Source organism: Ramlibacter sp. (assembly GCF_035554825.1).
Taxonomy (GTDB): domain Bacteria; phylum Pseudomonadota; class Gammaproteobacteria; order Burkholderiales; family Burkholderiaceae_C; genus Ramlibacter.
Window position 1 is genome coordinate 13,430 of sequence record NZ_DATMHS010000137.1, and the last position, 25,925, is coordinate 39,354.

Below are 25,925 nucleotides of genomic sequence, written 5' to 3' on the forward strand. Positions count from 1 at the left end.
TCCCCGATCCAAGACGCCAGGCGTCCAAGTGCTGCTCCTGACAGGGTGGTGAGCCCCAGGAGCCGACTTGTCCGAAAACCCCGATCCCGCGCCCGTCGTCCGCCGCGTCTTGGCGGCAAAGGCTTTGCGCTGCCTGGCCGACGGCTTCGTCAGCCTGCTGCTGCCGGTCTACCTCTTGCAGCTTGGCTTTGGCCCCGTGCAGGTTGGCCTGGTCGCCACGGGCACCTTGCTGGGTTCCGGCGTGCTCACGCTGGCGGTGGGCCTGCAATCCTGGCGCTTCAACTTCAGGACCTGGCTGCTGGCGTCCGCCGCGCTCATGGCGGCCACGGGCATCGGCTTCGCGGTCGTGACCGACTTCTGGCCCTTGTTGCTGATCGCCATCGTCGGAACGCTCAACCCCTCGGCGGGCGACGTCAGCGTCTTCCTGCCGCTCGAACAGGCGCTGCTGGCGCAGGTGGTGGAGCACCGCCGCCGCACGGCGCAGATGGCGCGCTACAGCCTCGTCGGCACGCTGGCGGCCGCCGTCGGCTCGCTCGCCGCCGCGCTGCCGACCCTGGCCGCCGGCCGTCTGGGCATGTCCGAAACGGCCGCGCTGCAAGGCATGTTCGTGCTCTATGCCCTGCTGGCCCTGGCGGCGGGGGCCGTCTACCGCGGCCTGCCCGCGGCGCCGGTCGCCGACGCACCGGCTCCCAGGGGCAGCCTGCAGGCCGCGCGCAAACGCGTCTACCTGCTGGCCGCGCTCTTCAGCCTGGACGCATTTGGCGGAGGGTTCGTCGTGCAGTCCCTGGTCGCGCTCTGGCTGTACCAGCGCTTCGACCTGGCCATCGCGACGGCCGGGGCCATCTTCTTCTGGACGGGCGTGCTGACCGCGATGTCATACCTCGTCGCAGCGCGCATCGCGGACCGCTTCGGCCTGCTCAACACGATGGTGTTCAGCCACCTGCCATCCAGCGTGTGCCTGTTGCTGATCCCGTTCATGGACACGATCGGGCCGGTACTCGTGCTGCTGTTCATTCGCAGCGCGCTGTCGCAGATGGACGTGCCCACGCGCAGCTCCTACGTGATGTCGATCGTGCCGCCGGCGGAACGAGCCGCGGCCGCCAGCGTGACCGCCGTGCCGCGCAGTCTGGCCGCCGCCGCCAGCCCGATGCTGGCCGGCTACCTCCTGGGCATCTCGCCGTTCGGCTGGGCGTTCATCGCCGGCGGCGTGGCCAAGATCGTGTACGACCTGCTGCTGCTGGGCACGTTCCGAAACGTGCGACCGCCCGAGGAGGAAGCAACGATCACCAGGAAAGCCTCGTGAACCCGTCGCCGCAACGACCGGCAAGACCCGACCCCGCAAGATCCCGGCCAAAGAAAAACGGGCCAGCTCTTGTGGAGCTAACCCGTTGTTCTAGAACATTGTTCTGGCGCGGCTGGCAGGATTCGAACCCACGACCCCTTGGTTCGTAGCCAAGTACTCTATCCAACTGAGCTACAGCCGCTAAGCCGTCCATTATAGCAGCGCAGCGGCCGGCATTTCGGCCAGACCGCAATTTGCTCGGCGTGGGGCGCGAAACAGGCCTGCGCGCGCCGGGAGGGGCAACCGGCTGCCCGGAATAATGCGCGGTTGGGTCCTGCCGCCGGCGCGGCAGGTTGCACGATCCGTCCAAGGAGCATTCATGAGCGACCGCAGCCCGCGCCCGTACCGGGGCGTCTTCCCCGTCGTGCCGACGATCTTCCACGACGACGGCGCGCTCGACCTGCCGGGGCAGTTGCGCGCCGTCGACTTCATGATCGAGGCGGGCTCGCAGGGCCTGTGCATCCTCGCCAACTTCTCCGAGCAGTTCTCGCTCGCCGACGACGAGCGCGTCCTGCTCATGCGCAAGATCATCGCCCACGTGGCGGACCGGGTGCCGGTCATCGTGACCACGACGCATTTCAGCAGCCGGGTCTGCGCCCAGCGCTCGCGCGAGGCCCAGGAGGCCGGGGCCGCGATGGTGATGGTGATGCCGCCCTACCACGGCGCCACCGTGCGCGCGGGCGAGGCGGCGATCCACGAGTTCTTCCGCACCGTGTCGGACGCGCTTTCGATTCCCGTGATGATCCAGGACGCGCCGGTGGCCGGCACCCCGCTGTCCGCGAGCTTTCTTGCCCGGCTGGCGCGCGAGATCGGAAACATCCGCTATTTCAAGATCGAGACCGCCGGCGTCGCCGCCAAGCTGCGTGCCCTCATCGAGGAAGGCGGCGCTGCCGTCGAAGGCCCCTGGGACGGCGAGGAAGCGATCACCCTGTTGCCGGACCTCGATGCCGGCGCCACCGGCGCCATGACCGGCGGCGGCTACCCCGACGGGATCCGGCAGATCACCGATGCGTACTTCGCCGGGCGGCGCGCCGACGCGGCCGCCGCCTACGAGCGCTGGTTGCCGCTGATCAACTACGAAAACCGCCAGTGCGGCCTGATCGCGGCCAAGGCGCTGATGCACGAGGGCGGGGTGATCGCCAGCGACGCCGTGCGCAGGCCGTTGCAGCCGCTGCATCCGGCCACGCGCGCCGGCCTGGTCGAGCTGGCGCGCGAGCGCGACGCGATGGTCCTGCGCTGGGGCCGCTGACGGCCGCCGGCGCGGCCCGCCCGCTCACCGGCGGTGCAGCAGGTCGGCCAGCAGCGCGGCGGCCGCGACGGCGAAGGGAACGAGGAACAGGAACACCGCCGCCGCGGGCAGTTCCGCCCACCAGCGCGTCAGGTCCGTGAGCCATTGCAACACCATGGCAAGCCCTCCTAGAGCAATCGGTACGCGAGCACCGCGACGAGCGTCGGCAGCAGCGCGGCGGCGAACAGCCCGAGCGGGTGGATCGCGCCGTCGCGGAAGTGGCCGCGCAGGATCGAGAACCCGGCCGGGTTCGGTGCGTTGGCGATCACCGTGAGGCCGCCGCCGGTCACGGCGCCGGTCACCACCGAATACTTGAATTCGTCGCTGAGGCCCTCCACGGTGGAGGCGAGGAACGTGAGCGCGGCGTTGTCCGTCACCGCCGTCAGGGCGGTGGCGCCGTAGTACACGGTCGCCGAATCCATGCCGCGCAGCAGCGGCTCCAGCCACCACTGCTGCTGCCCGCCGAGCACGACCAGGCCGGCCAGGAAGAACGCCACCAGCAGCCCTTCGCGCAGCATCAGCCGGTCCTGGAACTGCGGATACGCCATCGCGAACCCGAGGAAGAACAGCAGCAGCCCCAGGAACACCGGCGGGTGGTGGGCGAACGCCACGATCCCGGCCAGGAACAGCGCATGGGCGACGAGCACCCACCGGGGCAGCCGGTCCTGCAGGTCTTCCCGCGGCCGGGGCAGCGTCTCGAGCTCGCGCCGGAACGCGAACGCGAGCGCGAGCGCGTTGACGGTCACCGCGAGCGCCGACTTCCAGCCGATCTGCGACACCATGTGCCACAGGTCCCAGTTCCACTTGCCGGCGACCATCAGCACCGGCGGCGCGGCGAAGGGCGTCAGCGTGCCGCCGATCGAGATGTTCACGAACAGCACGCCCAGCGTCGCGTACTTCAGCCGGTTCGAGACGCGATGGCGATACAGCTGCTCGCGCAGCATCAGCGCCGCGAGCGTCATCGCCGCCGGCTCCGTGATCAGCGATCCCATGAGCGGCACCAGCGACAGCGTGACGAAGTGCAGCCCCGCCGGCCCTTGCATCGGCGTGAACCGGTCGACCAGCATCACGGTGGAACGCGACAGGTGCAGGATCGCGCGGCTGCCGGCGACCACCATGATGGCGAACACGAACATCGGCTCGGTGTAGTCGCGCGAATCCAGGTAGGCCGTGGCGGAATGGGTGCCCAGCAGCGCGGCGGTGACGAGCACCAGCACCATGGCCCAGAAGCCGAACACCACTTCGACCTCGCCGAGCAGGTGCCACATGCCCGCGTGCTGCGGCCGCTCGTGCGCGAGGCGCTCGAAGAACTTGGTGGAAAACGTGTGCAGGATCGCGGTGGCGAAGATGGCCGCCGCCACCCACTGGACCGTGCTACTCATGATGTGGATGCAACTGGGAGCGCAGCCCCCGGCGCAGCCGGCGCAGGTGGATCGGGGCGGCAGCGGCGGCGATCAGCGGCACCGCCACCGCCAGATTCAGGAGTGCGGCGGCCAGGCGCGAGGCCGGCGCCGGATCGGCGAGGCCGTATTGCGTCAATGCCGCGACGGCCACGACCGCGATGGCCAGGCCCAGCAGCTCGATCGGCTCCAGCGGGGTGTCCCAGGCGCAGCGCAGGGCACGGCAGCGCCCTCCCGGCGGAAATCCGCGCAACTCGGGCAGCAACAGCAGCCATATCTTGTGCATCGACGCGTCCAGATCGGCCGCGCGTGCCCGGTGCGAGCGTTTCCGTGACGGCCGGAGCTTTTCCTCCTTGTCCGCCTGAGCGTATCGGCTGGAGCCGTCCAGGGAAATCCGGGCGCCGTCGTACGGTGGCGCCCGTACGGGCAGCCGGCGCGCCGGGACGGCGGCTCAGTTGTCGCGCGGCGGCGCGACGAGCCGCACCAGCTCCACCAGGTTCTTCGCGCCCGTCTTCTCCAGGACGCGCGCCTTGTGGATCTCGACGGTGCGATGGCTGATGCCCAGTTCGGTGGCGATGCGCCGGTTGTGCAGTCCCTGCACCAGCAGCGCCATCACCTCGCGCTCGCGATCGGACAGCTGGGCCCGTGCCGCGCGCGCGGGTTCGGCGAAAGCGGCGCCAGCCCGCGCGCGGGCCTGCTCAATGGCGGCGACGATCTGCGCTGGCTCGAACGGCTTTTCGATGAAGTCCACGGCATCCGCCAGGAACGCTCGCCGCGCCGCGGCGACGTCGCCGTGCGCCGTGACGACGATCACCGGCAGGCTGGCGTGGCGCGCGCGCAGCGCCTCCTGCATTTCCAGCCCCGACATGCCGCCCATGCGGATGTCGGCGATCACGCACCCGCGCCACTGCGGCTGCCAGGCCTGCAAGAAGTCCTCGGCGTTGGCGAAGGTGGCCGTGGCGTAGCCTTGCAGGCTCAGCATGAGCGACAGCGAGTCGCGCACCGAGGCATCGTCGTCGACGACGAACACGGTGTCACGATGCAGGGTCGGCTGTCCTGGCGACATGGTCTTCGATCGGCAGTCTGAAGAAGAAGCGTCCGCCCGGTCCGGGCTCCGCCCACAGTTTGCCACCGTGCGCTTCGACGATCGCGCGGCAGATGCTCAGGCCGATGCCCATCCCGCCTGCCTTGGTGGACGGCGCCGCATCGAACAGGTTCTGCAGGTGGCCGGCCGGGACCCCCGGGCCGCTGTCCTCGATCGCCACCAGGAGGCCGCCTTCATCGGCGCCCGCCCGCAAGCGCACCTGCCGGCGCGGCGCGCCGGACGCGGACTCGATCGCGTTGGCCAGCAGGTTGCGCAGCACGACGGCGATCTGGACCGGATCGATCAGCACCGCAGGCAGCGCGGAAGGCACATCGCTCTCGATGGCGACACCGAGCCGGTGGGCGTATTCCTCGTGCGCCTGCACCGCCTCATGGAGCGTCGCCTCCAGGTTGACCCGCCGCAGCGACGTCGCACCCGTGCGGAAGAAGTCACGCAGCCGCTTGACGACGTCGCCCGCGCGCTGCGCCTCGCTCGCGACGCTGTCGACCGCCTTCGCCAGCTGCTCGCGCCGGGCGGCATCGAGCGGGCCGCCGGTCGATCCCAGCACGCGGGCCGCATGGGCGTAGTTGGACAGCGCCGTCAGCGGCTGGCTCAGCTCGTGCGCCAGCGCGGCGGCCATCTGCCCGGCTGCCGCCAGCCGCAAGCTGCTGCGCAGTTCCGCCGCCGCGCGGGCACGCTCGTCCACCAGGATGCCGAGCAACAGCGCGGTGAGGGTCGCCGCTGCCATCAGCGTCTGCAGTTCGAACAGCGTCAGATCGTGCAGCAAGGCCAGCTGCGATGCGACGATCAAGCCGACCTGCGTGAATGCCGACGAGAGCACGGCGCCGTTCAGCCCGAAGCGGGCCGAGGCCCAGACCACGGGCAGCAGCAGCAGGTAGAAATACTTGAAGTAATTCTGTTCGGCACGGCTGAAAACAACCATCAGCGCGATGCACGTCAACGCCGCGGTGGCCCACCACTCGACGCTTCTGACCGTGGCGGCCAGCGCCGGCCGGCGCGCCCGGTCGATCGCGACCAGCAGCACCGGCAAGGTGACGATCAGTCCCACCGCGTCGCCGACCCAGTAGCGGGTCACGGCGCCGGCCACATCCCAGGCCGAGCCCGAGACCGAGAACGCCAGGATGTAGAGCAAGGCGCAGACCAGCGAGCCGGCCGCCACCACCGCGGTGAACCAGAGCAGGTCGCCGCGCTCGCGGAACGGCGCGCCCGGGCCGATGCGCGACGCGAGCAGCCGGGCCATCGCCAGGTAGGTCAGCGTGAGGGCGATGGTCGCGGCGCCCGCGCCCAGCCAGTTGTCCGGAACGCCCCGCACCAGCAGTTCCGCCGCCACCAGGCCCAGCCACACGATCCACGCCCAGCGACGGTTGCGCATCAGGAGCGCCACGGCCAGCGCCGGCTGCGGGCTCCAGGGCGTGATGTTCAGCCCCTGCAGGGGGCGGATGTAGCTGGCCCAGTCGAGCAGGACGAAGGCGGCGAGGTAGGCCAGCCCCACCAGCGCGCTGGACGGCGCGGGCAGCGTCGGCGGCGTGGGCGCGGTGCGGGCTGACATGCCCCTATTGTCGGCCGCGGCGACGGGGCGGCCGGGTCATCTCGTGGCGATGGCCTCGGGGCTCCGGGCCGGCTCACCGTGTCGTCGGGGCGAACCTGAGGAAGTCGTACCTGCCGATCCCTTGCACGAGCAGGAACCGGCAGCGCTCCTGCTGCTGGTTGACAGGATGGTGTGCCGTTCCCGGTTCGACCTTGGCCGAGTCGCCGACGGCGAGCACGAGGTCGGGCTGGTGCGCGCCGGACTTGACGTCGGTGCGCTCGACGGTGAGCCTGCCCTCCAGGCAGTAGAAGACGTCGAACACGGCCGTGTGGTGGTGCCACGGAACACTCTCGCCCGGCTGGAGCACGAACTCCTTGACCTGAACGTCCGTCCCCTCGGCAACGATCTTGCGCGACGAGACCGCGAAGTTGGCCGACTGGCGCTCCGTCCCGGTGGCTGACACGCTGGTATTCATGGTGCTGCGCATGCTGTTGGAGGGCGAACGCCGTCAATCGAGGCGGACGCCGGTGGCGTCGACGATCTTCGCCCATTTGGCGACTTCGGACTTCAGGGTTTGCGCAAATTCGGCGGGTGTCTGCTGCTCCGGCGTGGCCGCATAGGCCAGCAGGCGCTTTTTCACCTCGGGCAGCTTGACGATCTCGGAGACCTCGCGGTTGATGCGGGCGACCACCTCGGCGGGCGTGCCGGCCGGGGCAACGAGCCCGAAGCTGCCGAGCACCTGGTATCCGGGGAGACCGGCCTCCGCGATCGTCGGCACGTCGGGCAGCACCGGCGAACGGGTGGCGCTCGTCACGCCCAGGGCGCGCAGCTTGCCGCTCTTGATGTGCGGCGCCGCCGCCGAAAGGAAGTCGAACATGAGCTGCACCTGGCCGCCGAGCAGATCGCTCATCGCCGGCGCCGCGCCCTTGTATGGCACGTGGACCATGTCGACGTGCGCCATCGACTTGAACAGTTCGCCCGCGAAGTGGACGGTGGTGCCGTTGCCGGCGGACCCGAAGTTCACCTTGCCCGGGTTGTCCTTGGCGAGCGCGATGAGCTCGGGTACCGACCTGGCGGCCACCGAAGGGTGAACGACCAGGACGTTGGGCACCGAGGCGACGACGGCCACCGGCACGAAATCCTTCAGCACGTCGTAGCGCGGGTTGCGATAGAGGCTGGCGCTGATGGCCAGGCTGCTCACGGCGCTGACCAGGAGCGTGTGGCCATCGGCCGGCGCGCGAGCGACCTGCTCCGCGGCGATGTTCCCTCCCGCCCCCGGCCGGTTCTCGACGATGACCGGCTGGCCGAGACGTTCGCTCAGGGGCTGGCTGATGGTGCGGGCAATGATGTCGACACCGCCTCCCGGTGGAAAGCCGACGATCAGCTTGATCGGCTTGTTCGGAAACGGCTGCGCGAGCGCGCTGCAGGCGGCGAGCGCAGCGGTCGCGCACGCAAGGCGAAGCATCGATTTCACGGACATGGCGGCTCCTTGGTTGAGATCGTGCGGTGCGGATGTGCCCGGTCAGGCCTGAGGTCGCGGCAGCCGGCCGGCGTCGCGCCGCTGCTCGAAGGTCTTCGCGTGCGTATAGGCAGCCAGGTGCAAGGCGTCCGGCAGGCCCGCCGCCCGGCACTGGCGCAGCATGAAGCCGAGGATCTGTTCCGATTCGATCTGCCCGCCTTTTTCGAGGTCGCGCAGCATGGACGCTTCGTAGCGGGAGTCGCGCTGCTGGAACAGGTCGCGATAGGTGTTGACGAACTTGTCGTCCGGGCGGTGGCCCGCCCGTGCGGCGATTTCCGCGTTGGCTTCGAAGAACTTGATCAGCAGATCGCTGCCCTCGGGCGTGCGGATGATCTCGCCCAGGTTGCCTCGCATGAGGCAGGTCATTCCGGCCACGGTGGACAGGTGCACCAGCTTGAGCCACAGCTCGCGCATGATGTTGCCGGACAGCTTGGCTTCGACGACCGTCTTGTCCAGCAAGGCCTTCAGTGTCGCCGCGCGGTCGGAGGTGCTGCCGTCCTGCTCGCCGAAGGTCACCGTCTGCCAGTCGTTCAGCTGCTTGATGAGCCCATCGGGAGTCAGCGTGACCTGCACGCGAGCGGTGCCGCCCATCACCCGCTGCTTGCCGAATTCGGCGTTGAGGGTTTCGATGTGGGCGATTCCGTTGAGCAGGGGCAGCACGGCGGTCGTGGGCGACATCGCCGGCCGGATCGCCTGCACCGCGGACGGCAGGTCGTAGGCCTTGCACGTCAGCAGCACGAGGTCGTAGCGCGGCTCGATTTCCGATTGCAGCCTGGCCTGCACCGGCAGGCAGGCGTTGCCGAACTGGCTTTCGATCCGCAAGCCGTCGCTGGCCAGTTGTGCCTTGCGCTTCTCGCGCACCAGGAACGTCACGTCGGCGCCGGTCTGGGCCAGGCGCCCGCCGAAGAGGCCGCCGATGCCGCCGGCGCCCAGGATCAGAAGTTTCATCGCTTATTCCTTTTCAAAGACCACCGGCGAGGCCGGCTTCTCGTTCACGTGGAGGCGGAAGACGTCCGGGCGGGCGTAATGCCCGACCGCGTCGAAGTCGAACTTGCCGCGCGCAATGTCGGCCAGGTCCACTTCGGCCACCAGCACCGTCTCGCCTTCGTAGTCCGGGCCGGCCAGGATCTCGCCCAGCGGGCTGACGATGCAGCTGCCGCCGCGCGACGCGACCTGCTGGGGATCGTCGCCGAGCTCGGACTGGTAACCCTGCGGGTAATCCGAACGGCGCGCGAACTGGTTGCACGACAGCACGAAGCAGCGGCCTTCCATGGCGATGTGCCGGATGGTCGAGAGCCAGGTGTCGCGCCCGTCCGCGGTCGGCGCCAGATACAGCTGGACCCCCTTGGCGTAATGGGCCGCCCGCATCAAGGGCATGTAGTTCTCCCAGCACACCACCGCGCCGACCTTGCCGAGCGGCGTGTCGAAGACCGGCATGGTCGAGCCGTCGCCGAAGCCCCAGATCAGCCGTTCCGACCCCGTGGGCATCAGCTTGCGGTGCTTGCCCAGGTAGCCGCCGTCCGGGGCGTAGAACAGCACGGTGCAGTACAGCGTGCCGCCCTCGCGCTCGATGACGCCGATCGTCAGGTACACGGCGTGTTTGGCGGCGATCTCGCCCAGGCGCGCCGCGGCGGCACCGGGAACGTCGATGGCGCCTTCCCAGTACCGCCGGTACTGGTCGCGTCCTTCGGGCGACCGGTTGCCCACCGTCGCGCCAAAGGCCATCCCGCGCGGATAACCGCCGATGAACGCCTCGGGAAAAAGCACCAGCCGAGCGCCGCGCGCGGCGGCTTCGCCGGTCTTGGCGTCCACCTTGTCCAGGGTGGCCACCGTGTCGAAGGCCACAGGTGCAGCCTGCACCACCGCAACGGTCGATCTCATCGTGGGTCTCGTGTATGTTGTATACAGAATATCGTATGTCATATGCACGACGCCGGTCAACCGGTAAAATCCGGGGCCAATGAGTCTCGACAGCTACGCCGCCAAGTTCCCCGTCAGTTCGCCCACGATGACGAGTTCGGTCGCCCGCTTGCTGCGCCAGGCGATCCTGGAGGGCGCCCTGCCCGGCGGAAGCGTGATCCGGCAGGAAGAAGTGGCGCGCAAGTTCGGCGTCAGCCGGGTGCCGATCCGAGAGGCCCTGCTCAAGCTGGAAGGCGAAGGCTTGGTGGAGACCCAGCCCCGCAAGGGCGTGGTGGTGACGGTGCTGTCGACCGACGACTTCGAGGAGATCCTCGAGATGCGCTTCGCCCTGGAGTCACTGGCGATCGAGCGGGCGGCGCAGCGGTTCAGCGCGGCGAACACGGCGGCGGCGATGGCGGTGGTGGAACAGGCCAGGACCATCCTCAAGAGCAAGCGCAACCTCGACCTCGCGCATGAGTTCGAGTCGCGCTGGGGCGAGCTCAACTGGTCGTTCCACCGGCGCTTGTACGAGCCCGCCGGACGCCCGCGGCTGCTGGCGACCATCGAAAACCTGCAGCAGCTGTTCGCCCGTCACCTGCGCATGCACATCGCCGCGCCCGATCCCCGCTTGCCGGCGGCGAGATCGCTGCGCGAGGACACCGCGGCCAACCTGCAGGAGTGGGCGGCGGTGCTCGACGAGCACGAGCAGATGGTGCGCGCCTGCGCCGCGCACGATGGCGCCACCGCCGTCGCGGTGTTGAAGCACCATATCTCGGATCACGGCCGCGAACTGGTGCGGCGGCTGCGCGAAGCCGGAACGCCCGCGCCCGATCCGGCGCGGTGACCCGCGGACTGCGGCCAGGGCGGCGCCCGTCCGAGCGGCCGCGATCAAGGGGTCCTCACCCGCCCTGGAAGCCGCCCTCACGGTAGGTCAGCACCAGCGTGTCGCGGTGTCCCGCCGGGCCGGCCGGCTGGATGGGGGTGGTCTCGTGAATGACCCGCTCGTCGTCGAGCAGCAGCAGACTCCACGGCTCCTGCAGCGTGAAGCGCTGGCCACCCGAGCCGTGCGCGTCGAACACCCGGGTCTCGCCGCCCTTGATGTCGCGGCGCGCGAGCAGGAACACGCCGACGAAGCTGACGCCGTCACGGTGCGCGCCCTCGGGCGTCGGCCGTCCGATCCCGCCGGTCGTCTCGATCCGGAACTGGTGCGCCTCCACGTACCAGGGCCGCGCCGCTCGCAACTGCGAGAACACGCCGCCAAGCCCGAGCAGGATCCGGGACCAGCCTGGCCGCGTGTCCTCGGCCACCAGCATGGGCTCGAACCAGCGCCGCAGGCCGCCGTGCAGCGCGTTGTACTCCACCGGCTGCCAATGGGCCCGGTGCGGCGCCTGGACCACCTCGCCGTCCCCCACCAGGAAGCAGGAGTGCCGGCGCCGCCGGTACTTGCCGCCATCGCGCAGGTAGGTATCGAGGGGCAGGCTCTCCCACGCCGGCAGCAGCGCATCGAGCTCGTCCGGGCGGCATCCCGTCAGCTGCGCCACGCCGCCGGGACTGACGATGGCATACCCGCGCGCGCCCAGCACGCAGGCGAGTTGCGCGACATCGGTGTACTCGGGTGAGACCTGCATCATCGGCCGAGCATAGCGCCACGAAGCCGGGCGCCGCTGCCGGCGATGCCCGCCGCTTGGGCCAAAGGCCCTCGGCTGCTTGCCGGAATGGCCCGGTCTCGTGGCGCGGTCCTATACTGGCGGCGCATGTCCAACCCGATCGCCCGTCCGCGCCTCCCCCAGCGCCTGCTCGTCGCAGCAGCTGGGCGCCACTGCTGCGCACCGGCGAAGGCGGGGCTGCAGCGAACGCCCGCACTTTCCTGAGCCCGGCGGTTCGCCTCCTTTCTTCCCTTCAAGCGCGACCCATGGACCGCCGGGCCACCCCCAGCGCAGTGGTGCGCCGCCGCCCCGCAGCGGCGGTGCGCGTTTGACTGGAGAATTCTCATGGACGAGACCATCAGCGGCCTGCGCCTGTTGACCAGCCTGGACTTCGTGCGCCTCACCAGGGTGGCCGGCTTGCGCCGTCAGCCGGAACTCGAATCGCTCTTGAGCGACGCCGAAGTCGTCGATTCAAGGCAGGTGGCGCCCGACGTCGTCACGATGTACGCGCAGGTGGAGATCGAAGCCGTGGACACCGGACGCCGCCAGACGCTGGTCGTCTGCTACCCGGCGGACGCGGATCCCGCCCGAGGCCACATCTCCGTGCTCTCGCCGGTGGGCCTGGCGCTGCTCGGGCTGCAGGCGGGGGCGATCGCCCGCTGGCAGGGGCCCGGCGGCGACCCGAGCGCCGCCGCGGTGACGGCGATCCTGTTCCAGCCCGAAGCCTCGGGCGACTACGTCACGTAGCGACGCTCAAGCTGGCGCGCCGCCCGCCCCCGCGGGCGGCCGTCCGCGGAGCGCGCTGGCTTCAGGCCCTGGCGAAGGCAAGCACGGCCTCGAGCATGCGCCGGACGTGCGGCTGCACGGCCGCCGCCTTGTCGGCGCGGTAGGCGAACGGCCACTGCTCCTCCATGTAGCTGCACTGCGTCATCTCGAGCTGCACGGCGTGGATGCCGCGCGCCGGCTCGCCGTAGCGGCGCGTGATGTAGCCCCCGGTGTAGCGCCCATTGAGCACGGCGGTGTGCCCTGGCGCAGCGCATGCGATGTCGAGGACGGTGCGCGCCAGTTCGGGCGCGCAGCTCGCCCCGTTCGCGGTCCCGAGATTGAGGTCCGGCAGCTTGCCCTCGAAGAACCGCGGCAGCACCGAGCGGATCGAATGCGCATCCCACAGCATCGCGATGCCGTGCTGGGCCCGGATCCGGTCCAGCTCGCTGCGCAGGCGCTCGTGGTATGGGCGCCAGCAGGCATCGAGCCGCTGGGCCACCTCCGCCTCGGTCACGCCATGGCCGTCGCGATAGACCGGCGTGCCGTCGAAGGTTTCGGTCGGGCACAGCCCGGTGGTGGCCTGGCCCGGATACAGGCTGGCGTTGTCGGGCGGCCGGTTCAGGTCGACGACGTAGCGCGAGTGCGTCGCCTGCAGCACGGAGGCGCCGAGTTCGCGCGCAAAGGCATACAAGCGGTCCAGATGCCAGTCGGTGTCCGGGACGCGCCGGGCCTCGACGGTCAGCCGCTCGGCCAGCGCCGGCGGCACGAAGGTGCCCATGTGCGGAATCGACAGCAGCAGGGGCTGGGTGCCCTGGTGAAACAGGAATGGCGCCGGAGCGGTTTCGGCCATGAACGGGTCCTTCAACGAAATGGATCAGTGCGAATCGAAGCCGCTGCGGGCCAGCGCGCTTCGCGCCGCGGCGAAGGCCCGTCCGGCCTCTGCCCGCAACGGGTGGCGCCCGCCGGCGACCACCGGCCGGCCGGCCACCCACACCGCGGCGATGGCGGATTGCCGGTGGCTGGCGAACACGTGGGCCGACAGCATCGTGTCGGGCGACGGCAGCCCCTGCAACAGCGGATGCTCGGCGTCCAGCACGACGAAATCCGCCTGCTGCCCGGCGGCCAGTCCCGCCACGGGGCGACCGGCGGCCTGCGCACCGCCGGCCACCGCCTCCAGGGTCAGCGCGGTGGCCACGAAGCGATGCTGGTCGCCGGCGAGCACGTTGCGCTGGTGGCTGCGCAGGCGCTGGCCATATTCGAGCATCAGCAGTTCCTCGGCGGCGTTGACCGTGGCGTGGCTGTCCGAGCCCAGGCCCCAGCGGCCGCCCGCGGCGCGCCAGGCGCCGGCGTCGAACAGGCCATCGCCCAGGTTGGCTTCGGTCGTCGGGCACAGCCCGGCCACCGCGCCGCTGCGCGCGGCGCGCTCGCTTTCGGCCGGCGTCATGTGGGTGGCATGCACCAGGCACCAGCGCTGGTCCACCGGCGCGTGCTCCAGCAGCCATTGCACCGGCCGCTGGCCGCTCCAGGCGAGACAGGCGTCCACCTCCGCGGTCTGCTCGGCGAGGTGGATGTGGATGGGCGCCGTGGCGTCCAGGGCCGTCAGACCGGCGATGCTGTCGGCAAGGCTCGCCGGCGGCACGGCGCGCAGCGAATGCGGGGCCAGGCCCAGGCGCGCGCCCTGCGCTTCGCACAGCGGCCGCAGGCGCTCCAGCAGGCGCAGCATGGAAGCGGTCGAGCGGATGAAGCGCCGCTGGTCCTCGCGCGGCGCGGTGCCGCCGAAGCCGCTGGTCTGGTAGAGCACCGGCAGCAGCGTGAAGCCGATGCCCGCGCGCGCCGCCGCCCGCAACAGGCATTGCGACAGCTCGGTGTCGTCGGCATAGGGACGGCCGTCGACGTCATGGTGCACGTAATGGAATTCGCAGACGCTGGTGTAGCCGGCCTCGAGCATCTCCACGTACAGGCCGCCGGCCACGGCCTCGAGCTGCTGCGGCGTGATGGCCGCGGCGAAGCGGTACATGAGCGAGCGCCAGCTCCAGAAACTGTCCTGCGCCTGGCCGCGGTATTCGGTGAGGCCGCCGAACGCCCGCTGGAAAGCGTGCGAATGCAGGTTGGGCATGCCCGGCAGCACCGGCCCGACCGCCTCGGCGACGTTCGCCGGGCGCTGGCCGCCGGGCTGCACCGAGCGCAGCCGGCCGCGGTCGTCCCATTGCAGCAGCACGTCGCGTGCCCAGCCGTCGGGCAGCAGCGCGTCCCGGGCGAACAGGGTGGAAGACGGATTCATCGGGCGGCTCCGGACACTGGGCGAACGCGGTCTCGTGGCCCGGTCATGCGCGGGCCAGGATCGCCTGCAGGAAGCTGCGGGTGCGCTCCTGGGTCGGGTTGGTGAAGATCGTCGCCGGCGGGCCGGATTCGATGATGCGACCCTCGTCCATGACGATCACGACGTCGGCCACCTCGCGCGCGAACTCCATCTCGTGGGTGACCACCATCATCGTCATGCCTTCGGTGGCCAGGAGCTTCATCACCTGCAGGACTTCGCCCACCAGTTCGGGGTCGAGCGCGGAGGTCGGTTCGTCGAACAGGATCACGCGCGGCTTCATCGCCAGCGAGCGGGCGATGGCGACGCGCTGCTTCTGGCCGCCCGACAGGCTGGCGGGCATGGCGTTGCTCTTGGCCGCCAGGCCGACCTTGTCCAGCAGCGCCCGGGCCTGCTCCTCGGCGTCGGCCCGGCTCAGCCCGCGCAGCTTGCGCGGCCCCAGCGTGACGTTGTCCAGCACCGACAGGTGCGGGAACAGGTTGAACGACTGGAACACCATGCCGACTTCCTGGCGCAGGGCATTGCAGTCGGCGTCGGCCAGCATGCGGCCGTCCGCGACCAGGGTGTGGCCGCAGATGTCGATGCGGCCTCTCTCGGCGTGCTCCAGGCCGTTGCAGCAGCGCAGGAACGTGCTCTTGCCGGACCCGCTCGGTCCGATGACGACCACGACCTGCGAGGGCAGCACGTCGAAGTCGATGCCGCTCAGCACCACGTGGTCGCCGAACGACTTGCGCAGGCCGCGGATGCGGATGATGGGAGGCGTGTCCGCCGCGATCGGCTTCATTGCACCATGCCTCCGGCCTTCAGCCGCAGTTCCAGCCGGCCGAGCGCCAGCGTCGTGAGCCCGGTCAGCACGAAATACACCACCGCCACGGCCAGGTACACCTCGAGCGAGCGGTAGGACACGCTGATGATCTTCTGGCCCTCGTGCATCAGGTCATGGATGGTCAGCAGCGACACCAGCGCCGAGTTCTTGATCAGCGCGATGAACTCGTTGCCCAGGGGCGGAATCATGCGCACCACCGCCTGCGGCAGGATCACGTTGCGCATCGCCTGGCCCGCGGACAGGCCGATCGAGCGCGCCGCTTCCATCTGGCCGCGGTCGATCGACTGGATCGCCCCGCGCACGATCTCCGAGACGTAGGCCCCCGAGTAGATGCCCATGCCCAGCATCCCGCAGGCGAACGCCGGCAGCAGGATGCCGAACTGCGGCAGCCCGAAGAACCAGATGAACAGCTGCACCAGCAGCGGCGTGCCGCGGATCGCGGCCACGTAGGCGGTGCACAGGCCGTAGAGGACGCGCCGCTTCGGGTTGAGCCGGCCGATGCCGATCAGCAGGCCGAGGACGCAGCCAAGCAGCAGGGAGACCGCGGTGATCTCCACCGTCACCAGCGCGCCGTGCAGCAGCTGGCTCCAGCCCGACCAGACGGGCGAAAAGTCGAGTTCCATGGTGGGGCGGAGCCGGTCGGCTTACTTGCTGGCGCTGAACCACTTCTTGACGATGGCGGCATAGGTGCCGTCGGCCTTGAGCTTGGCCAGCGCGGCGTTCACCGCCTTGGTCAGCTCCGGCGTGTCCTTGCGCAGGGCCATGCCGTACTCCTCCGTGGTGAGCTGCTCGTCGAGCACGCGCAAGCCGCCGCGGGTGCGCACGTACTGGAAGGCGGCCGGCTTGCCGGTGACGGCGGCGTCGGCCCGGCCGATGTCGACCAGGTTGAACATCTCCTGGTTCTTTTCGACCTCGACGCGCTGGACCTTGGGGAAGTGCTCCTGCAGGTAGCCGACCGACTTGGTGCCCACCTGCACGGTGACCTTCTTGCCGTCCAGGTCGGCCAGCTTCCTGATCGGGCTGTTGTCCTTGACCATCGCCACCAGGCCGCCGGCATAGTAGGGCGTGGTGAAGTCCACCACCTTGCGGCGCTCGTCGGTGATGTAGATCGCCGACACGGCCATGTCGAAGCGCTTGGACATGAGGCCCGGAATCAGGCCCTTGAAGTCGATGTCGACCCACTCGACCTGCTTGCCCATGGCCTTGGCCACCGCCTCGACCAGCTCGACGTCGAAGCCCGTGCGCTTGCCGTTCTCGACGAACTCCATCGGCGGGAAGGTGGCGTCGGTGGCCACCTTCAGGACCTTGTCCTGGGCGTGCGCGAGGTTGGCGGCCAGCGCGAGCGCGGGCACGGCGGCGAGCAGGAAGCGGCGGGTGAACGTCATGGGAAGGTCTCCAGTGTGAAAAGTTGGTTGGAACGGATCAGGGCAGCGACAGCCCTCGCGAGATACGCGCCGCCGCCACGATGGTCATGTCGGCGAGCGCGGATTCCTGGCCGTGGGCGCGCGTCACCGGCGCCATCAGCGTCAATGCCCCGACGGCCCGGCGGCCGGCCCCGAACAGCGGCGCGCTGACGCCCCAGACGCCGGGGTCGACTTCGCCGGCGGTCATGGCGAAGCCGGTATTGCGGATGGCCAGCAGTTCGGCCAGCGCGTCGCCGCGCTGCGCGGCGTCGGGGTAGTGCGCGTGCAGCACCGCGTCGCGGGCGGCGTCCGGTAGGTGCGCCAGCAGGCACTTGGCCGAGGCCCCCGCCCGCAGCGGCACGCTGCGGCCCTTCTCGAACGAACAGCGCAGCGATTGCTCGCTGTCGACCATGTCCAGGCAGATCGCCGTGTCGTTGACGGCGACCACCAGGCCCACGCTCTCGTGCGACTGGCGGGCCAGGGCGATCATGTCCGGGCGCGCCTGCCGCACCAGATGGGAGGACAGGTCGAAGCCGAGCGCCAGCTGGAGGCTGAGCGGCCCGGGCGCGTAGCAGCCGTCGCTTTCCAGCACGAAGCCCCAGCGCTTCAGGCGCGCCAGCAGCCGGTACAGGGTGCTGCGGGCCAGCCCGGTGTGGGCCATCAGCTCGGTGGCGCTGAGCACCCGCCCCTGCTGCGCCAGCACGGCCAGGACCTGCAGCACGCGGTCGGCGGCGGCGGCACTGTTGGGCTCGGGGGCGGTCATCACGGCAGTATCAAAGCAATCACCGGCGGCTCAAACGCCTCATTCCCATTCTCTGGGATTCGGTTTCTCTTTTTTTGCCCAAGCTTGGGGCGCGATGGTCAGCCGGCCGGCCGGGCCGCCGCTCAGGCCAGCCGCAACGCGGCCAGCGGCGCGCTGTCGGCACGCCCGTGGTGGCCGAGGTCGCCGGCTTGCACCAGCCGGAACACCGCCTCGACGTCGTAGGCCAGGCTGCGGTCCTGCATCATCGCCGGCGAGACGCTGCGCACCAGCCGCAGCACTTCCTCCAGCGGCGGCGCGCTGCGCAGCGGCCGCAGGAATTCGATGCCCTGGGCGGCCGCCAGCAGCTCGATCGCGACGATGCGGCCGCTGTTGTGCAGCATGGCCCGCAGCCGGCGCGCGGCGAAGGTCGCCATGCTGACGTGGTCCTCCTGGTTGGCGGAGGTCGGCAGGCTGTCGACGCTGGCCGGATGCGCCAGCGACTTGTTTTCGGAGGCGAGCGCGGCCGCCGTCACATGCGCGATCATGAAGCCGGAGTGCAGCCCCGGCTCCGCCGCGAGGAACGGCGGCAGGCGCGACACCGCCGCGTCCACCAGCATCGCCACCCGCCGCTCGGCGATGGCGCCAATTTCGGCGATCGCCACCGCCAGCGCATCGGCCGCCAGCGCCACGGGTTCGGCATGGAAGTTGCCGCCCGAAACGATCTCGGCCCGGTCGGCGAAGACCAGCGGGTTGTCGGTCACCGCATTGGCCTCGCGCAGCAGCACCTGGGCGGCGCCGCGCAGCTGGTCGAGGCAGGCCCCCATCACCTGCGGCTGGCAGCGCAGGCAGTAGGGGTCCTGCACGCGGTCGTCGTTCCTCAGGTGCGAGCGCCGGATCTCGCTGCCCGCGAGCAAGCCGCGATAGGCCTGGGCGCACTGCGCCTGCCCCGGCTGGCCGCGCACGGCGTGGATGCGCGCATCGAAGGGCGCGTCGCTGCCGCGCGCCGCATCGAGCGTGAGCGCGCCTGAGATCACGGCGGCCTCGAACAGCCGCTCGGCGCCCAGCAGCGCGTCGAGCGCCAGGGCCGTCGACGCCTGGGTGCCGTTGATCAGGGCCAGCCCCTCCTTGGGCGCGAGTTGCAGCGGCCGCAGCCCCGCCCGCGCGAGCGCCTGCGCGGCCGGCAGGCGCCGCCCGCCGTGGAGCACTTCGCCCTCGCCGACCAGCGGCAGGCACAGGTGGGCCAGCGGCGCCAGGTCGCCGGACGCGCCGACCGAGCCCTGGCACGGAACGACCGGCAGCAGGTCGCGGTTGTGCAGTTCCAGCAGCGCATCCACCACTTCCTCGCGCGCCCCGGAAAAGCCGCGCGCCAGGCTGGCGGCCTTGAGCGCCAGCATCAGGCGCACCACGCGCGGCGGCAGCGGCTCGCCCACGCCGACGGCATGCGAGCGCAGCAGGTTCAGCTGCAGCCGCTGCAGGTCCGCCGCCGCGATGCGGGTGCTGGCGAGCTTGCCGAATCCGGTGTTGACGCCGTACACCGGCGCGTCGCCGGCCGCGGCCCGGCGCACCACCTCGGCGCTGGCGCGCATGCCCGGGCGGCACGAAGGATCGAGTTGCAGGGACGGCGCCGTCCCGGCGAGCAGCCGGCGCAGCTGCGCCACGTCGATCGCGCCGGGCACGAGCCGTTCGGCCGTGGTCACGCCAGCGCTCCCCGGTACACGGTGGCCAGGCGCGGGTTGGCGCCGAGCGCATAACTGAGCTGCGCCGGCCGCTGCACGTCCCACAGCACGAAGTCGGCGCGCATCCCGGCGGCCAGCACGCCGCGATCGCGCAGGCCGAGCGCACGCGCGGCATGGCGCGTGACGCCGGCCAGCGCCTCCTCGGGCGTCAGGCGGAACAGCGTGCACGCCATGTTCAGCATCAGCAGCAGCGAGGTGCAGGGCGAAGTGCCGGGATTGCAGTCGGTCGAGACCGCGATCGGCACCCGGTGGCGGCGCAGCGCCTCCACCGGCGGCAGTTTCGTCTCGCGCAGGAAATAGAAGGCGCCCGGCAGCAGCACCGCCACGCTGCCGGCCGCGGCCATCGCCGCCGCCCCCGCTTCCGACAGCCACTCCAGATGGTCGCAGCTGAGCGCGCCGAAGCGGGCGGCCAGCTGCGCGCCGGCGCTGTCGCTCAGCTGCTCGGCATGCAGCTTGACCGGCAGCCCCAGTTGCCGCGCCGCCTCGAAGACGCGCTCGACCTGGCCGGGGCTGAAGGCGATGCGTTCGCAGAACGCGTCCACCGCGTCCACCAGCCCCTCGCCATGCAGCAGTCCCAGCATGCGCAGCACCTCGTCGACGTAGGCGTCGGGCGCACCGGCGAATTCCGGCGGCAGCGCGTGCGCGCCGAGGAAGGTGGTGCGGACCTCGACCGGGTGGCCCTGCCCCAGCGCCCGCGCCACCTGCAGCGCCTTGCGCTCGTGCGCCAGCGCCAGCCCGTAGCCGGACTTGATCTCCAGCGTCGTCACGCCCTCGGCCAGCAAGCCGCGCAGCCGGGCACCGCTTTGCCGCAGCAGTTCCTCGGCGCTCGCCTGCCGCGTCGCCCGCACGGTCGAGGCGATGCCGCCGCCGCGGCGGGCGATCTCTTCGTACGACGCGCCGTTGAGCCGCAGCTCGAACTCCTCGGCGCGGTCGCCGCCGTAGACCAGGTGCGTGTGGCAATCGATCAGTCCGGGCGTGACCAGCGCCCCCTGCGCGTCATGGCGTTCGGTGCAGCGCCGCCGCAGCTCGGCGGGCAGCTCGGGCTCGGCGCCGACCCAGTGCAGCGTCGCGCCGTCGACGACCAATGCCGCCTGCTCGATCAGCCCGTACGGCTGGGCGGCGTCCGGCTGCATGGTGGCGGCGCGACAATTGGTCCACAGCGTCAGGCTCATGGCTCGATCTCCATCCACAAGGCGTCGGTCGTCGTGACCTCCACCGGCACGCCGGCCGGCACCACGCGCCAGGCGAGGCCGTGCGCCGGCAGCTCGAAGACGGCGTTTTCATCACGCAGCCGCGCCGGCGCGCCGGCCGCATAGACCGCGACGGTCCGGGCCGCATCGGCGAGCAAGCGTTGCCGACCGGACAGACGCCGCATGCGGGCGACCGCGCGGTCGCGCCGCACCATCAGGTTGAGATCCTGCGTTGGCCCGTCCAGCAGCGCGCAGTCGACCGGCACGGCGCCGTCGAATTCGAACGGCGCGCTGGCCGCCGTGAGCCGGTGCTCGGCCTGCGGCAGCCGCAGCCGCACGCCGCTGCCGCTCAGCACGGCAAACCAGCGCTGCACGCCGGGAAAGCACGAGAACGGGCCGCTGGCCGCGACCTCGGCCACGGAGATGCGCCAGGTCCAGTCGGCAGCGCCGGCCGGCCAGGCGGCCAGCTCGCGGGTGACGCCGCCGCCGTTGCGCCACGGGCTGGCCACGGCGTCGGAAAGTCGAATCGTTTGCCAGGTCATAACTGGAAGGTTCCGCTGAAGCTGTAGCGCATGCCGGGATGCACCAGGCGCGCGTAGCTGGCCACGTGCGGGCCGCTCACGGTGCTGCGCGTCATCACCAGGCAGGGGTCGCCGCGCTTGATCTCCAGGCGCCGGGCCTCGTCGGCGCTGGCCAGGCCGGCTTCGATCGAGTAGCTCGCCTCGGTCAGCGGCGCGTGCTCGAGCAGGTAGCTGGTCGGCGTCGTGGCATTGAAGTTGACGCCGAGGTAGCCGGGCGCGGCCGCCGGATTGACATAGCGGTCCTCCAGCTGGATCGCCACCCCGTCCTCCAGGTGCAGCAGCACCGAGTGGAACAGGCGGGCGCCGGTGCGCAACCTGAACACCTGCGCGAGCGCGGCGTCGGCCCTGGCCGTTTCCACCGTCAGCACCCGGGTCGCGTGGTGGTGGCCGCGCTCGGCGATTTCCTCGTGGATGTCGCGCAGCGCCAGCGTCGTGGAGATGCGATGCAGCTGGGCGACCACCGTGCCCGAGCCCTGCACGCGCGTCACCACCCCTTCGACGGCGAGCTCCTTCATCGCGCGGTTCACCGTCATGCGGCTGATGCCGAACTGCTGCTGCAGCGCCGATTCGCTCGGCACCGCGTCGCCCGGGCGCCAGGCGCCGGCGCTGATCTGCCGCTTGACGAAGGCCTTGACCTGCTCGTAGGCGGGCAACTGGGTCGTGGTCATGTGCTGCTGATTGGTTGATCAGGGTTTTCCCCGATCCGGCTGACTTGTATAGACAACTAGACTTGCCTTGTATATACAACTCACTATACAGGCAAATCCGCCCAACGTCACCACGGGAGTCCACCATGCCCGACATCTCCACCACTCCCTTCGCCGGCAGCGCCGCGCGGCCGGTCCGCGCGCCGCGCGGCCCGTCGCTGTCCTGCGCCAACTGGCAGATCGAAGCCGCCTTCCGGATGATCCAGAACAACCTGGACCCGGAGGTCGCCGAGAACCCCGATGCGCTGGTGGTGTACGGCGGCATCGGCAAGGCGGCGCGCAACTGGCCCTGCTTCGACGCCATCCTGGACAGCCTGCGCCGGCTGCAGGCCGACGAGACGCTGCTGGTGCAGTCGGGCAAGCCGGTGGGCGTGTTCCGCACCCATGCCGACGCGCCGCGCGTGCTGATCGCCAACTCGAACCTGGTGCCGCGCTGGGCCACCTGGGAGCACTTCAACGAGCTCGACCAGAAGGGCCTGATGATGTACGGCCAGATGACGGCCGGCAGCTGGATCTACATCGGCTCGCAGGGCATCGTGCAGGGCACCTATGAGACCTTCGCCGAAGCCGGCCGCCAGCATTTCGGCGGCAGCCTCGCCGGCCGCTGGGTGCTCACCGCGGGGCTGGGCGGCATGGGTGGCGCCCAGCCGCTGGCGGCCACCTTTGCCGGCGCCTGCTCCCTCATCGTCGAGTGCGACCAGACGCGCATCGACTTCCGGCTGCGCACGAAGTACCTGGACAAGCAGGCCGGGGACCTCGACGAGGCGCTGGCGCTGATCAAGGAACACACCGGGCGCAAGGAAGCGGTGTCGATCGGGCTGTGCGCCAACGCCGCCGACGTGGTGCCGCGGCTGGCCGCCATGGCCAGGGCCGGCGGCATCCGGCCCGACATCGTCACCGACCAGACCTCGGCCCACGACCTCATCAACGGCTACCTGCCGGCCGGCTGGAGCATCGCGCAATGGCGGGCGGCCCAGCGCGACCCGGCCCGGCATGCGGCGCTGAAGCAGGCGGCCGGCGAGTCGTGCGCGCGCCACGTCCAGGCCATGCTGGCGTTCCACGCGATGGGCATCCCCACGGTGGACTACGGCAACAACCTGCGCCAGGTCGCCAAGGATTTCGGCGTGGCCGACGCCTTCGCCTACCCGGGCTTCGTGCCGGCCTACGTGCGGCCCCTCTTCTGCCGCGGCGTCGGTCCCTTCCGCTGGGTGGCGCTCAGCGGCGACCCGGAGGACATCCGCAAGACCGACGCCAAGATGAAGGAGCTGTTCCCGCACAACGCCGGCCTGCACCGCTGGCTGGACATGGCGGGCGAGCGCATCGCCTTCCAGGGCCTGCCGGCGCGCATCTGCTGGATCGGCCTGGGCGAGCGGCACCTGGCCGGCCTGGCCTTCAACGAGATGGTCCGCAGCGGCGAGCTCAAGGGCCCGATCGTGATCGGCCGCGACCACCTCGACTCCGGATCCGTGGCCTCGCCCAACCGCGAAACCGAGGCCATGAAGGACGGCACCGATGCCGTGAGCGACTGGCCGCTGCTCAACGCGCTGCTCAACACGGCCAGCGGCGCGACCTGGGTCAGCTTCCACCACGGCGGCGGCGTCGGCATGGGCTACTCGCAGCACGCCGGCGTGGTGATCGTCTGCGACGGCACGCCCGAGGCGGCCAGGCGCATCGAACGCGTGCTGTGGAACGACCCGGCCACCGGCGTGATGCGCCATGCCGACGCCGGCTACGAGATCGCCGAGCAGTGCGCCCGCGAGCATGGGCTGAACCTGCCGATGCAGGCCCGGTAAGAGACACTCCGACGAATCGGACGGACCCCCGTTGGACGCGTTGCAGCTTGCGTGAGTAGCTGCTTGTTGAACTTGACAGGAAGACCATGAAGACAGCACTCACCCGCACGGCCCTCTGTACCCTGCTGTGCCTGGCCGGCGCGGCGCACGCCGACGTGAAGATCGGCCTGAACGTGCCGCTCACCGGCTTCGCCGCCGCCGACGGCAAGTCGGCGCTCGAAGGGGCCAAGCTGGCCGTCGCCCAGGCCAACGCGGCCGGCGGCATCAAGGGCGAGAAGATCGAACTGGTGGTGTACGACGACCAGGCCTCGCCGAAGGAAGCCGCGCCGATCGCCACCAAGCTGATCGAGAAGGACAAGGTCGCGGTCGCCGTCTCCGGCTCGTATTCGGCCTCCACCCGCGCCGCCGCGCCGGTGTTCCAGGCCGCCAAGGTGCCTTACGTGGTCGCCTACTCGATCCATCCGGACGTCACGGCCACCGGCGACTACATGTTCCGCGCCTCGACCATGGGCGAAGTGCAGGGCCGCGCCGGCGCCAAGCTGATCGGCGAGGTGCTGGGCAAGAAGAAGGTCGCGCTCGTCACCCTGAAGAACGACTTCGGCCAGGCGCTGGCCAGCGGCTTCAAGGAAGGCGCGCCCAAGTTCGGCATCAAGATCACCAACGAATACGAGTACGGCATGTCCGACCGCCAGTTCGGGCCGATGATCTCCAGCCTGAAGGCCGACAACCCGGATGCGATCTACGCCTCGGGCTACTTCTTCACCGCCGGGCCGCTGGTCAGCCAGCTGCGCGCCGCCGGCATCACGGCGCCCGTGATCGGCCAGGAAGGCTACGACTCCGAGAAGTTCATGGAGATCGCCGGGCCGGCCGCCGAGGGCGTGTACGTCACGACCTCCCTCGACCGCGATTCCGCCTCGCCGGTGACCAAGGCCTACCTCGCCGACTTCAGGAAGGCGGCCGGCTTCGGCTCGGACATGGTGGCCGCCTCGACCTACAGCGCCACCGCCATCGCCATCGAGGCGATGAAGAAGGCCGGCGCCGGCAACCGCGAAGCGATCCGCAACGCCATCGCCGGCGGCACCTTCGAGACGCCGGTGGGCAAGCTGTCGTTCAACGACCTGCATGAAGTCAACAAGGACATCCAGGTGCAGATCGTCAAGGACAAGGCCTTCCGCCGCTTCGCCGTGATCTCCGATCCGGTCTACCTGGCCGCCCCGACCAAGGCCAGCCTGAAGAAGTAAGCCGGCCGCGCGCCGCGCCCGGGCAAGGGAGACCCTGTGCTGTTTGTCGAACTGATCGCGCAAGGACTGGTCCAGGGCAGCATCTACGCGCTGATCGCGCTGGGGCTGACCCTGGTCTACGGCCTGCTGCGCATCCTGCACGTGGCGCACGCCGCCCTGTTCACCCTGGGCGGCTACATGGGCGTGCTGGTCACCAACCAGACCGGCAGCCTGGGCGTGGCCATCGCGGTGGCGATGCTGGTCGCCGGGATCGCCGGCGTGCTGATGTACCGGTTCTGCTACGAGCCGATCCTGCACCAGCCGCCGTTCGTTCCGCTGATCGCGTCGATCGGCCTGTTCATCGCCTCGGAAGAAATCTACCGGCTGGTGTTCGGCGCCTACGGCCTGTCGTACGCCAACCCGCCGCTACAGGCCCAGGTGGCGATCGGCGCCCTGCGGTTCAAGCAGGCCGAACTGCTGGTGATGGTCGGCGGCGCGCTGGCCATCGCCGTGCTGGCGGCGCTGCAAAGCCGGACCCGGCTGGGCATCGCCTGCCAGGCCACCGTCACCGACCCGCAGATGGCCGAATCGTTCGGCATCGACCTGAAGACCGTGCGCTACGTCAACTTCTTCGTCGGTTCGGCGCTGGCTGGCGCCGCCGGCGTGATGGTCGCGCTGCTGAACAACCTGGTCGAGCCGACGATGGGCAGCGTGCCCTCGTACAAGGCGCTGGCGATCATCGTGCTGGGCGGCCTGGGTTCGATTCCGGGCACCCTGATGGCGGCGCTGACGCTGGGGGTGGTCGAGGCGTTCGGCACCGTCTATCTCGGCAAGGTGCTCGATCGCAACGCCATCGCCTTCGCCTTCCTGATCCTGGTGCTGATGGTCCGGCCGCAGGGCCTGTTCGCGAGAAGGTAG

General features: G+C 70.4%; 27 protein-coding genes and 1 tRNA gene. 7 read left to right on the plus strand and 21 right to left on the minus strand.

The window, feature by feature from the left end; translation table 11 throughout:
* Nucleotides 1-67 precede the first annotated feature (67 nt).
* On the plus strand, nucleotides 68-1,303 hold the full coding sequence (locus tag VNT59_RS17370; RefSeq protein ID WP_325500400.1) for an MFS transporter: 1,236 nt from the start codon (nucleotides 68-70) through the stop codon (nucleotides 1,301-1,303).
* A gap of 104 nt (nucleotides 1,304-1,407) precedes the next feature.
* On the opposite strand, the gene VNT59_RS17375 is transcribed toward VNT59_RS17370, so the two are convergent.
* Nucleotides 1,408-1,484 (minus strand) — tRNA-Arg (locus VNT59_RS17375).
* Nucleotides 1,485-1,661: 177 nt separating this feature from the next.
* On the opposite strand from VNT59_RS17375, the gene VNT59_RS17380 reads away from it, so the two are divergent.
* Nucleotides 1,662-2,591, plus strand: a complete 930-nt coding sequence (locus VNT59_RS17380) for a dihydrodipicolinate synthase family protein (protein ID WP_325500402.1) — start codon at nucleotides 1,662-1,664, stop codon at nucleotides 2,589-2,591.
* A 24-nt stretch (nucleotides 2,592-2,615) separates the two neighbouring features.
* Here the strand turns inward: VNT59_RS17380 and VNT59_RS17385 are convergent, their stop codons facing one another.
* The 9 genes from VNT59_RS17385 to VNT59_RS17425 all read right to left on the minus strand — a co-directional run bounded on the left by VNT59_RS17385 (nucleotide 2,616) and on the right by VNT59_RS17425 (nucleotide 10,063).
* Nucleotides 2,616-2,747: a hypothetical protein gene (locus VNT59_RS17385; RefSeq protein ID WP_325500404.1), complete on the minus strand. Its 132-nt coding sequence runs from the start codon at nucleotides 2,745-2,747 to the stop codon at nucleotides 2,616-2,618.
* An 11-nt stretch (nucleotides 2,748-2,758) separates the two neighbouring features.
* The gene (locus VNT59_RS17390; protein WP_325500406.1) at nucleotides 2,759-4,012 is read right to left on the minus strand and encodes a putative Na+/H+ antiporter; all 1,254 of its coding nucleotides are present in this window, start codon (nucleotides 4,010-4,012) and stop codon (nucleotides 2,759-2,761) included.
* The gene (locus tag VNT59_RS17395) at nucleotides 4,005-4,316 is read right to left on the minus strand and encodes a hypothetical protein (protein ID WP_325500408.1); all 312 of its coding nucleotides are present in this window, start codon (nucleotides 4,314-4,316) and stop codon (nucleotides 4,005-4,007) included. The genes VNT59_RS17390 and VNT59_RS17395 overlap by 8 nt, the downstream gene beginning before the upstream one ends.
* A gap of 165 nt (nucleotides 4,317-4,481) precedes the next feature.
* Nucleotides 4,482-5,096: a response regulator transcription factor gene (locus VNT59_RS17400; protein ID WP_325500410.1), complete on the minus strand. Its 615-nt coding sequence runs from the start codon at nucleotides 5,094-5,096 to the stop codon at nucleotides 4,482-4,484.
* Entirely contained in the window at nucleotides 5,065-6,684 is a 1,620-nt protein-coding gene (locus VNT59_RS17405; RefSeq protein WP_325500412.1) for a sensor histidine kinase, read from the minus strand. The genes VNT59_RS17400 and VNT59_RS17405 overlap by 32 nt, the downstream gene beginning before the upstream one ends.
* A 73-nt stretch (nucleotides 6,685-6,757) precedes the next feature.
* On the minus strand, nucleotides 6,758-7,126 hold the full coding sequence (locus VNT59_RS17410) for a cupin domain-containing protein (RefSeq protein WP_325500413.1): 369 nt from the start codon (nucleotides 7,124-7,126) through the stop codon (nucleotides 6,758-6,760).
* A gap of 45 nt (nucleotides 7,127-7,171) precedes the next feature.
* A complete protein-coding gene (locus tag VNT59_RS17415) occupies nucleotides 7,172-8,143 on the minus strand; it encodes a tripartite tricarboxylate transporter substrate binding protein (RefSeq protein ID WP_325500415.1) in 972 nt (323 codons plus the stop codon).
* Between the two features lie 42 nt (nucleotides 8,144-8,185).
* The gene (locus VNT59_RS17420) at nucleotides 8,186-9,130 is read right to left on the minus strand and encodes a 2-dehydropantoate 2-reductase (protein WP_325500417.1); all 945 of its coding nucleotides are present in this window, start codon (nucleotides 9,128-9,130) and stop codon (nucleotides 8,186-8,188) included.
* A 3-nt stretch (nucleotides 9,131-9,133) separates the two neighbouring features.
* Nucleotides 9,134-10,063 carry a nitrilase-related carbon-nitrogen hydrolase gene (locus VNT59_RS17425; RefSeq protein ID WP_325500419.1) on the minus strand — a complete coding sequence of 310 codons (930 nt, stop codon included), beginning with the start codon at nucleotides 10,061-10,063 and terminating at the stop codon, nucleotides 9,134-9,136.
* A gap of 79 nt (nucleotides 10,064-10,142) precedes the next feature.
* Between VNT59_RS17425 and VNT59_RS17430 the strand changes: the two genes are divergently transcribed.
* Nucleotides 10,143-10,925 carry a GntR family transcriptional regulator gene (locus VNT59_RS17430; protein ID WP_325500421.1) on the plus strand — a complete coding sequence of 261 codons (783 nt, stop codon included), beginning with the start codon at nucleotides 10,143-10,145 and terminating at the stop codon, nucleotides 10,923-10,925.
* A gap of 55 nt (nucleotides 10,926-10,980) precedes the next feature.
* On the opposite strand, the gene VNT59_RS17435 is transcribed toward VNT59_RS17430, so the two are convergent.
* Complete coding sequence (locus VNT59_RS17435) at nucleotides 10,981-11,712, minus strand: 2OG-Fe dioxygenase family protein (RefSeq protein ID WP_325500423.1); 732 nt, start codon at nucleotides 11,710-11,712, stop codon at nucleotides 10,981-10,983.
* Between the two features lie 360 nt (nucleotides 11,713-12,072).
* Here VNT59_RS17435 and VNT59_RS17440 point away from each other — a divergent pair, with 360 nt between their 5' ends.
* Nucleotides 12,073-12,474, plus strand: a complete 402-nt coding sequence (locus tag VNT59_RS17440; RefSeq protein WP_325500424.1) for a GreA/GreB family elongation factor — start codon at nucleotides 12,073-12,075, stop codon at nucleotides 12,472-12,474.
* Nucleotides 12,475-12,535: 61 nt separating this feature from the next.
* On the opposite strand, the gene hutG is transcribed toward VNT59_RS17440, so the two are convergent.
* The 10 genes from hutG to hutC all read right to left on the minus strand — a co-directional run bounded on the left by hutG (nucleotide 12,536) and on the right by hutC (nucleotide 21,955).
* The gene (gene hutG / locus VNT59_RS17445; RefSeq protein WP_325500426.1) at nucleotides 12,536-13,342 is read right to left on the minus strand and encodes an N-formylglutamate deformylase; all 807 of its coding nucleotides are present in this window, start codon (nucleotides 13,340-13,342) and stop codon (nucleotides 12,536-12,538) included.
* Between the two features lie 24 nt (nucleotides 13,343-13,366).
* The gene (locus VNT59_RS17450) at nucleotides 13,367-14,773 is read right to left on the minus strand and encodes a formimidoylglutamate deiminase (protein WP_325500429.1); all 1,407 of its coding nucleotides are present in this window, start codon (nucleotides 14,771-14,773) and stop codon (nucleotides 13,367-13,369) included.
* A 43-nt stretch (nucleotides 14,774-14,816) separates the two neighbouring features.
* Nucleotides 14,817-15,593 (minus strand): amino acid ABC transporter ATP-binding protein, encoded by a 777-nt coding sequence (locus VNT59_RS17455; RefSeq protein WP_325500431.1) that lies wholly within the window; start codon nucleotides 15,591-15,593, stop codon nucleotides 14,817-14,819.
* On the minus strand, nucleotides 15,590-16,258 hold the full coding sequence (locus VNT59_RS17460; protein ID WP_325500433.1) for an amino acid ABC transporter permease: 669 nt from the start codon (nucleotides 16,256-16,258) through the stop codon (nucleotides 15,590-15,592). The genes VNT59_RS17455 and VNT59_RS17460 overlap by 4 nt, the downstream gene beginning before the upstream one ends.
* 21 nt (nucleotides 16,259-16,279) lie before the next feature.
* Nucleotides 16,280-17,020: a transporter substrate-binding domain-containing protein gene (locus VNT59_RS17465; protein WP_325500435.1), complete on the minus strand. Its 741-nt coding sequence runs from the start codon at nucleotides 17,018-17,020 to the stop codon at nucleotides 16,280-16,282.
* 37 nt (nucleotides 17,021-17,057) lie between these two features.
* The gene (locus tag VNT59_RS17470) at nucleotides 17,058-17,801 is read right to left on the minus strand and encodes an IclR family transcriptional regulator (RefSeq protein WP_325500437.1); all 744 of its coding nucleotides are present in this window, start codon (nucleotides 17,799-17,801) and stop codon (nucleotides 17,058-17,060) included.
* Nucleotides 17,802-17,923: 122 nt separating this feature from the next.
* Entirely contained in the window at nucleotides 17,924-19,477 is a 1,554-nt protein-coding gene (hutH, locus tag VNT59_RS17475; RefSeq protein WP_325500439.1) for a histidine ammonia-lyase, read from the minus strand.
* On the minus strand, nucleotides 19,474-20,688 hold the full coding sequence (hutI, locus tag VNT59_RS17480; protein WP_325500441.1) for an imidazolonepropionase: 1,215 nt from the start codon (nucleotides 20,686-20,688) through the stop codon (nucleotides 19,474-19,476). The genes hutH and hutI overlap by 4 nt, the downstream gene beginning before the upstream one ends.
* Nucleotides 20,685-21,248, minus strand: coding sequence for a HutD family protein (locus tag VNT59_RS17485; protein ID WP_325500443.1), 564 nt, complete (start codon nucleotides 21,246-21,248; stop codon nucleotides 20,685-20,687). The genes hutI and VNT59_RS17485 overlap by 4 nt, the downstream gene beginning before the upstream one ends.
* The gene (gene hutC / locus VNT59_RS17490) at nucleotides 21,245-21,955 is read right to left on the minus strand and encodes a histidine utilization repressor (RefSeq protein WP_325500445.1); all 711 of its coding nucleotides are present in this window, start codon (nucleotides 21,953-21,955) and stop codon (nucleotides 21,245-21,247) included. Before hutC ends, VNT59_RS17485 begins: the two co-directional genes overlap by 4 nt.
* A gap of 125 nt (nucleotides 21,956-22,080) precedes the next feature.
* On the opposite strand from hutC, the gene hutU reads away from it, so the two are divergent.
* The 3 genes from hutU to VNT59_RS17505 all read left to right on the plus strand — a co-directional run bounded on the left by hutU (nucleotide 22,081) and on the right by VNT59_RS17505 (nucleotide 25,925).
* Nucleotides 22,081-23,787: a urocanate hydratase gene (gene hutU / locus VNT59_RS17495; RefSeq protein WP_325500447.1), complete on the plus strand. Its 1,707-nt coding sequence runs from the start codon at nucleotides 22,081-22,083 to the stop codon at nucleotides 23,785-23,787.
* An 86-nt stretch (nucleotides 23,788-23,873) separates the two neighbouring features.
* Nucleotides 23,874-25,028 (plus strand): ABC transporter substrate-binding protein, encoded by a 1,155-nt coding sequence (locus VNT59_RS17500; RefSeq protein WP_325500449.1) that lies wholly within the window; start codon nucleotides 23,874-23,876, stop codon nucleotides 25,026-25,028.
* A 36-nt stretch (nucleotides 25,029-25,064) separates the two neighbouring features.
* On the plus strand, nucleotides 25,065-25,925 hold the full coding sequence (locus VNT59_RS17505) for a branched-chain amino acid ABC transporter permease (protein WP_325500451.1): 861 nt from the start codon (nucleotides 25,065-25,067) through the stop codon (nucleotides 25,923-25,925).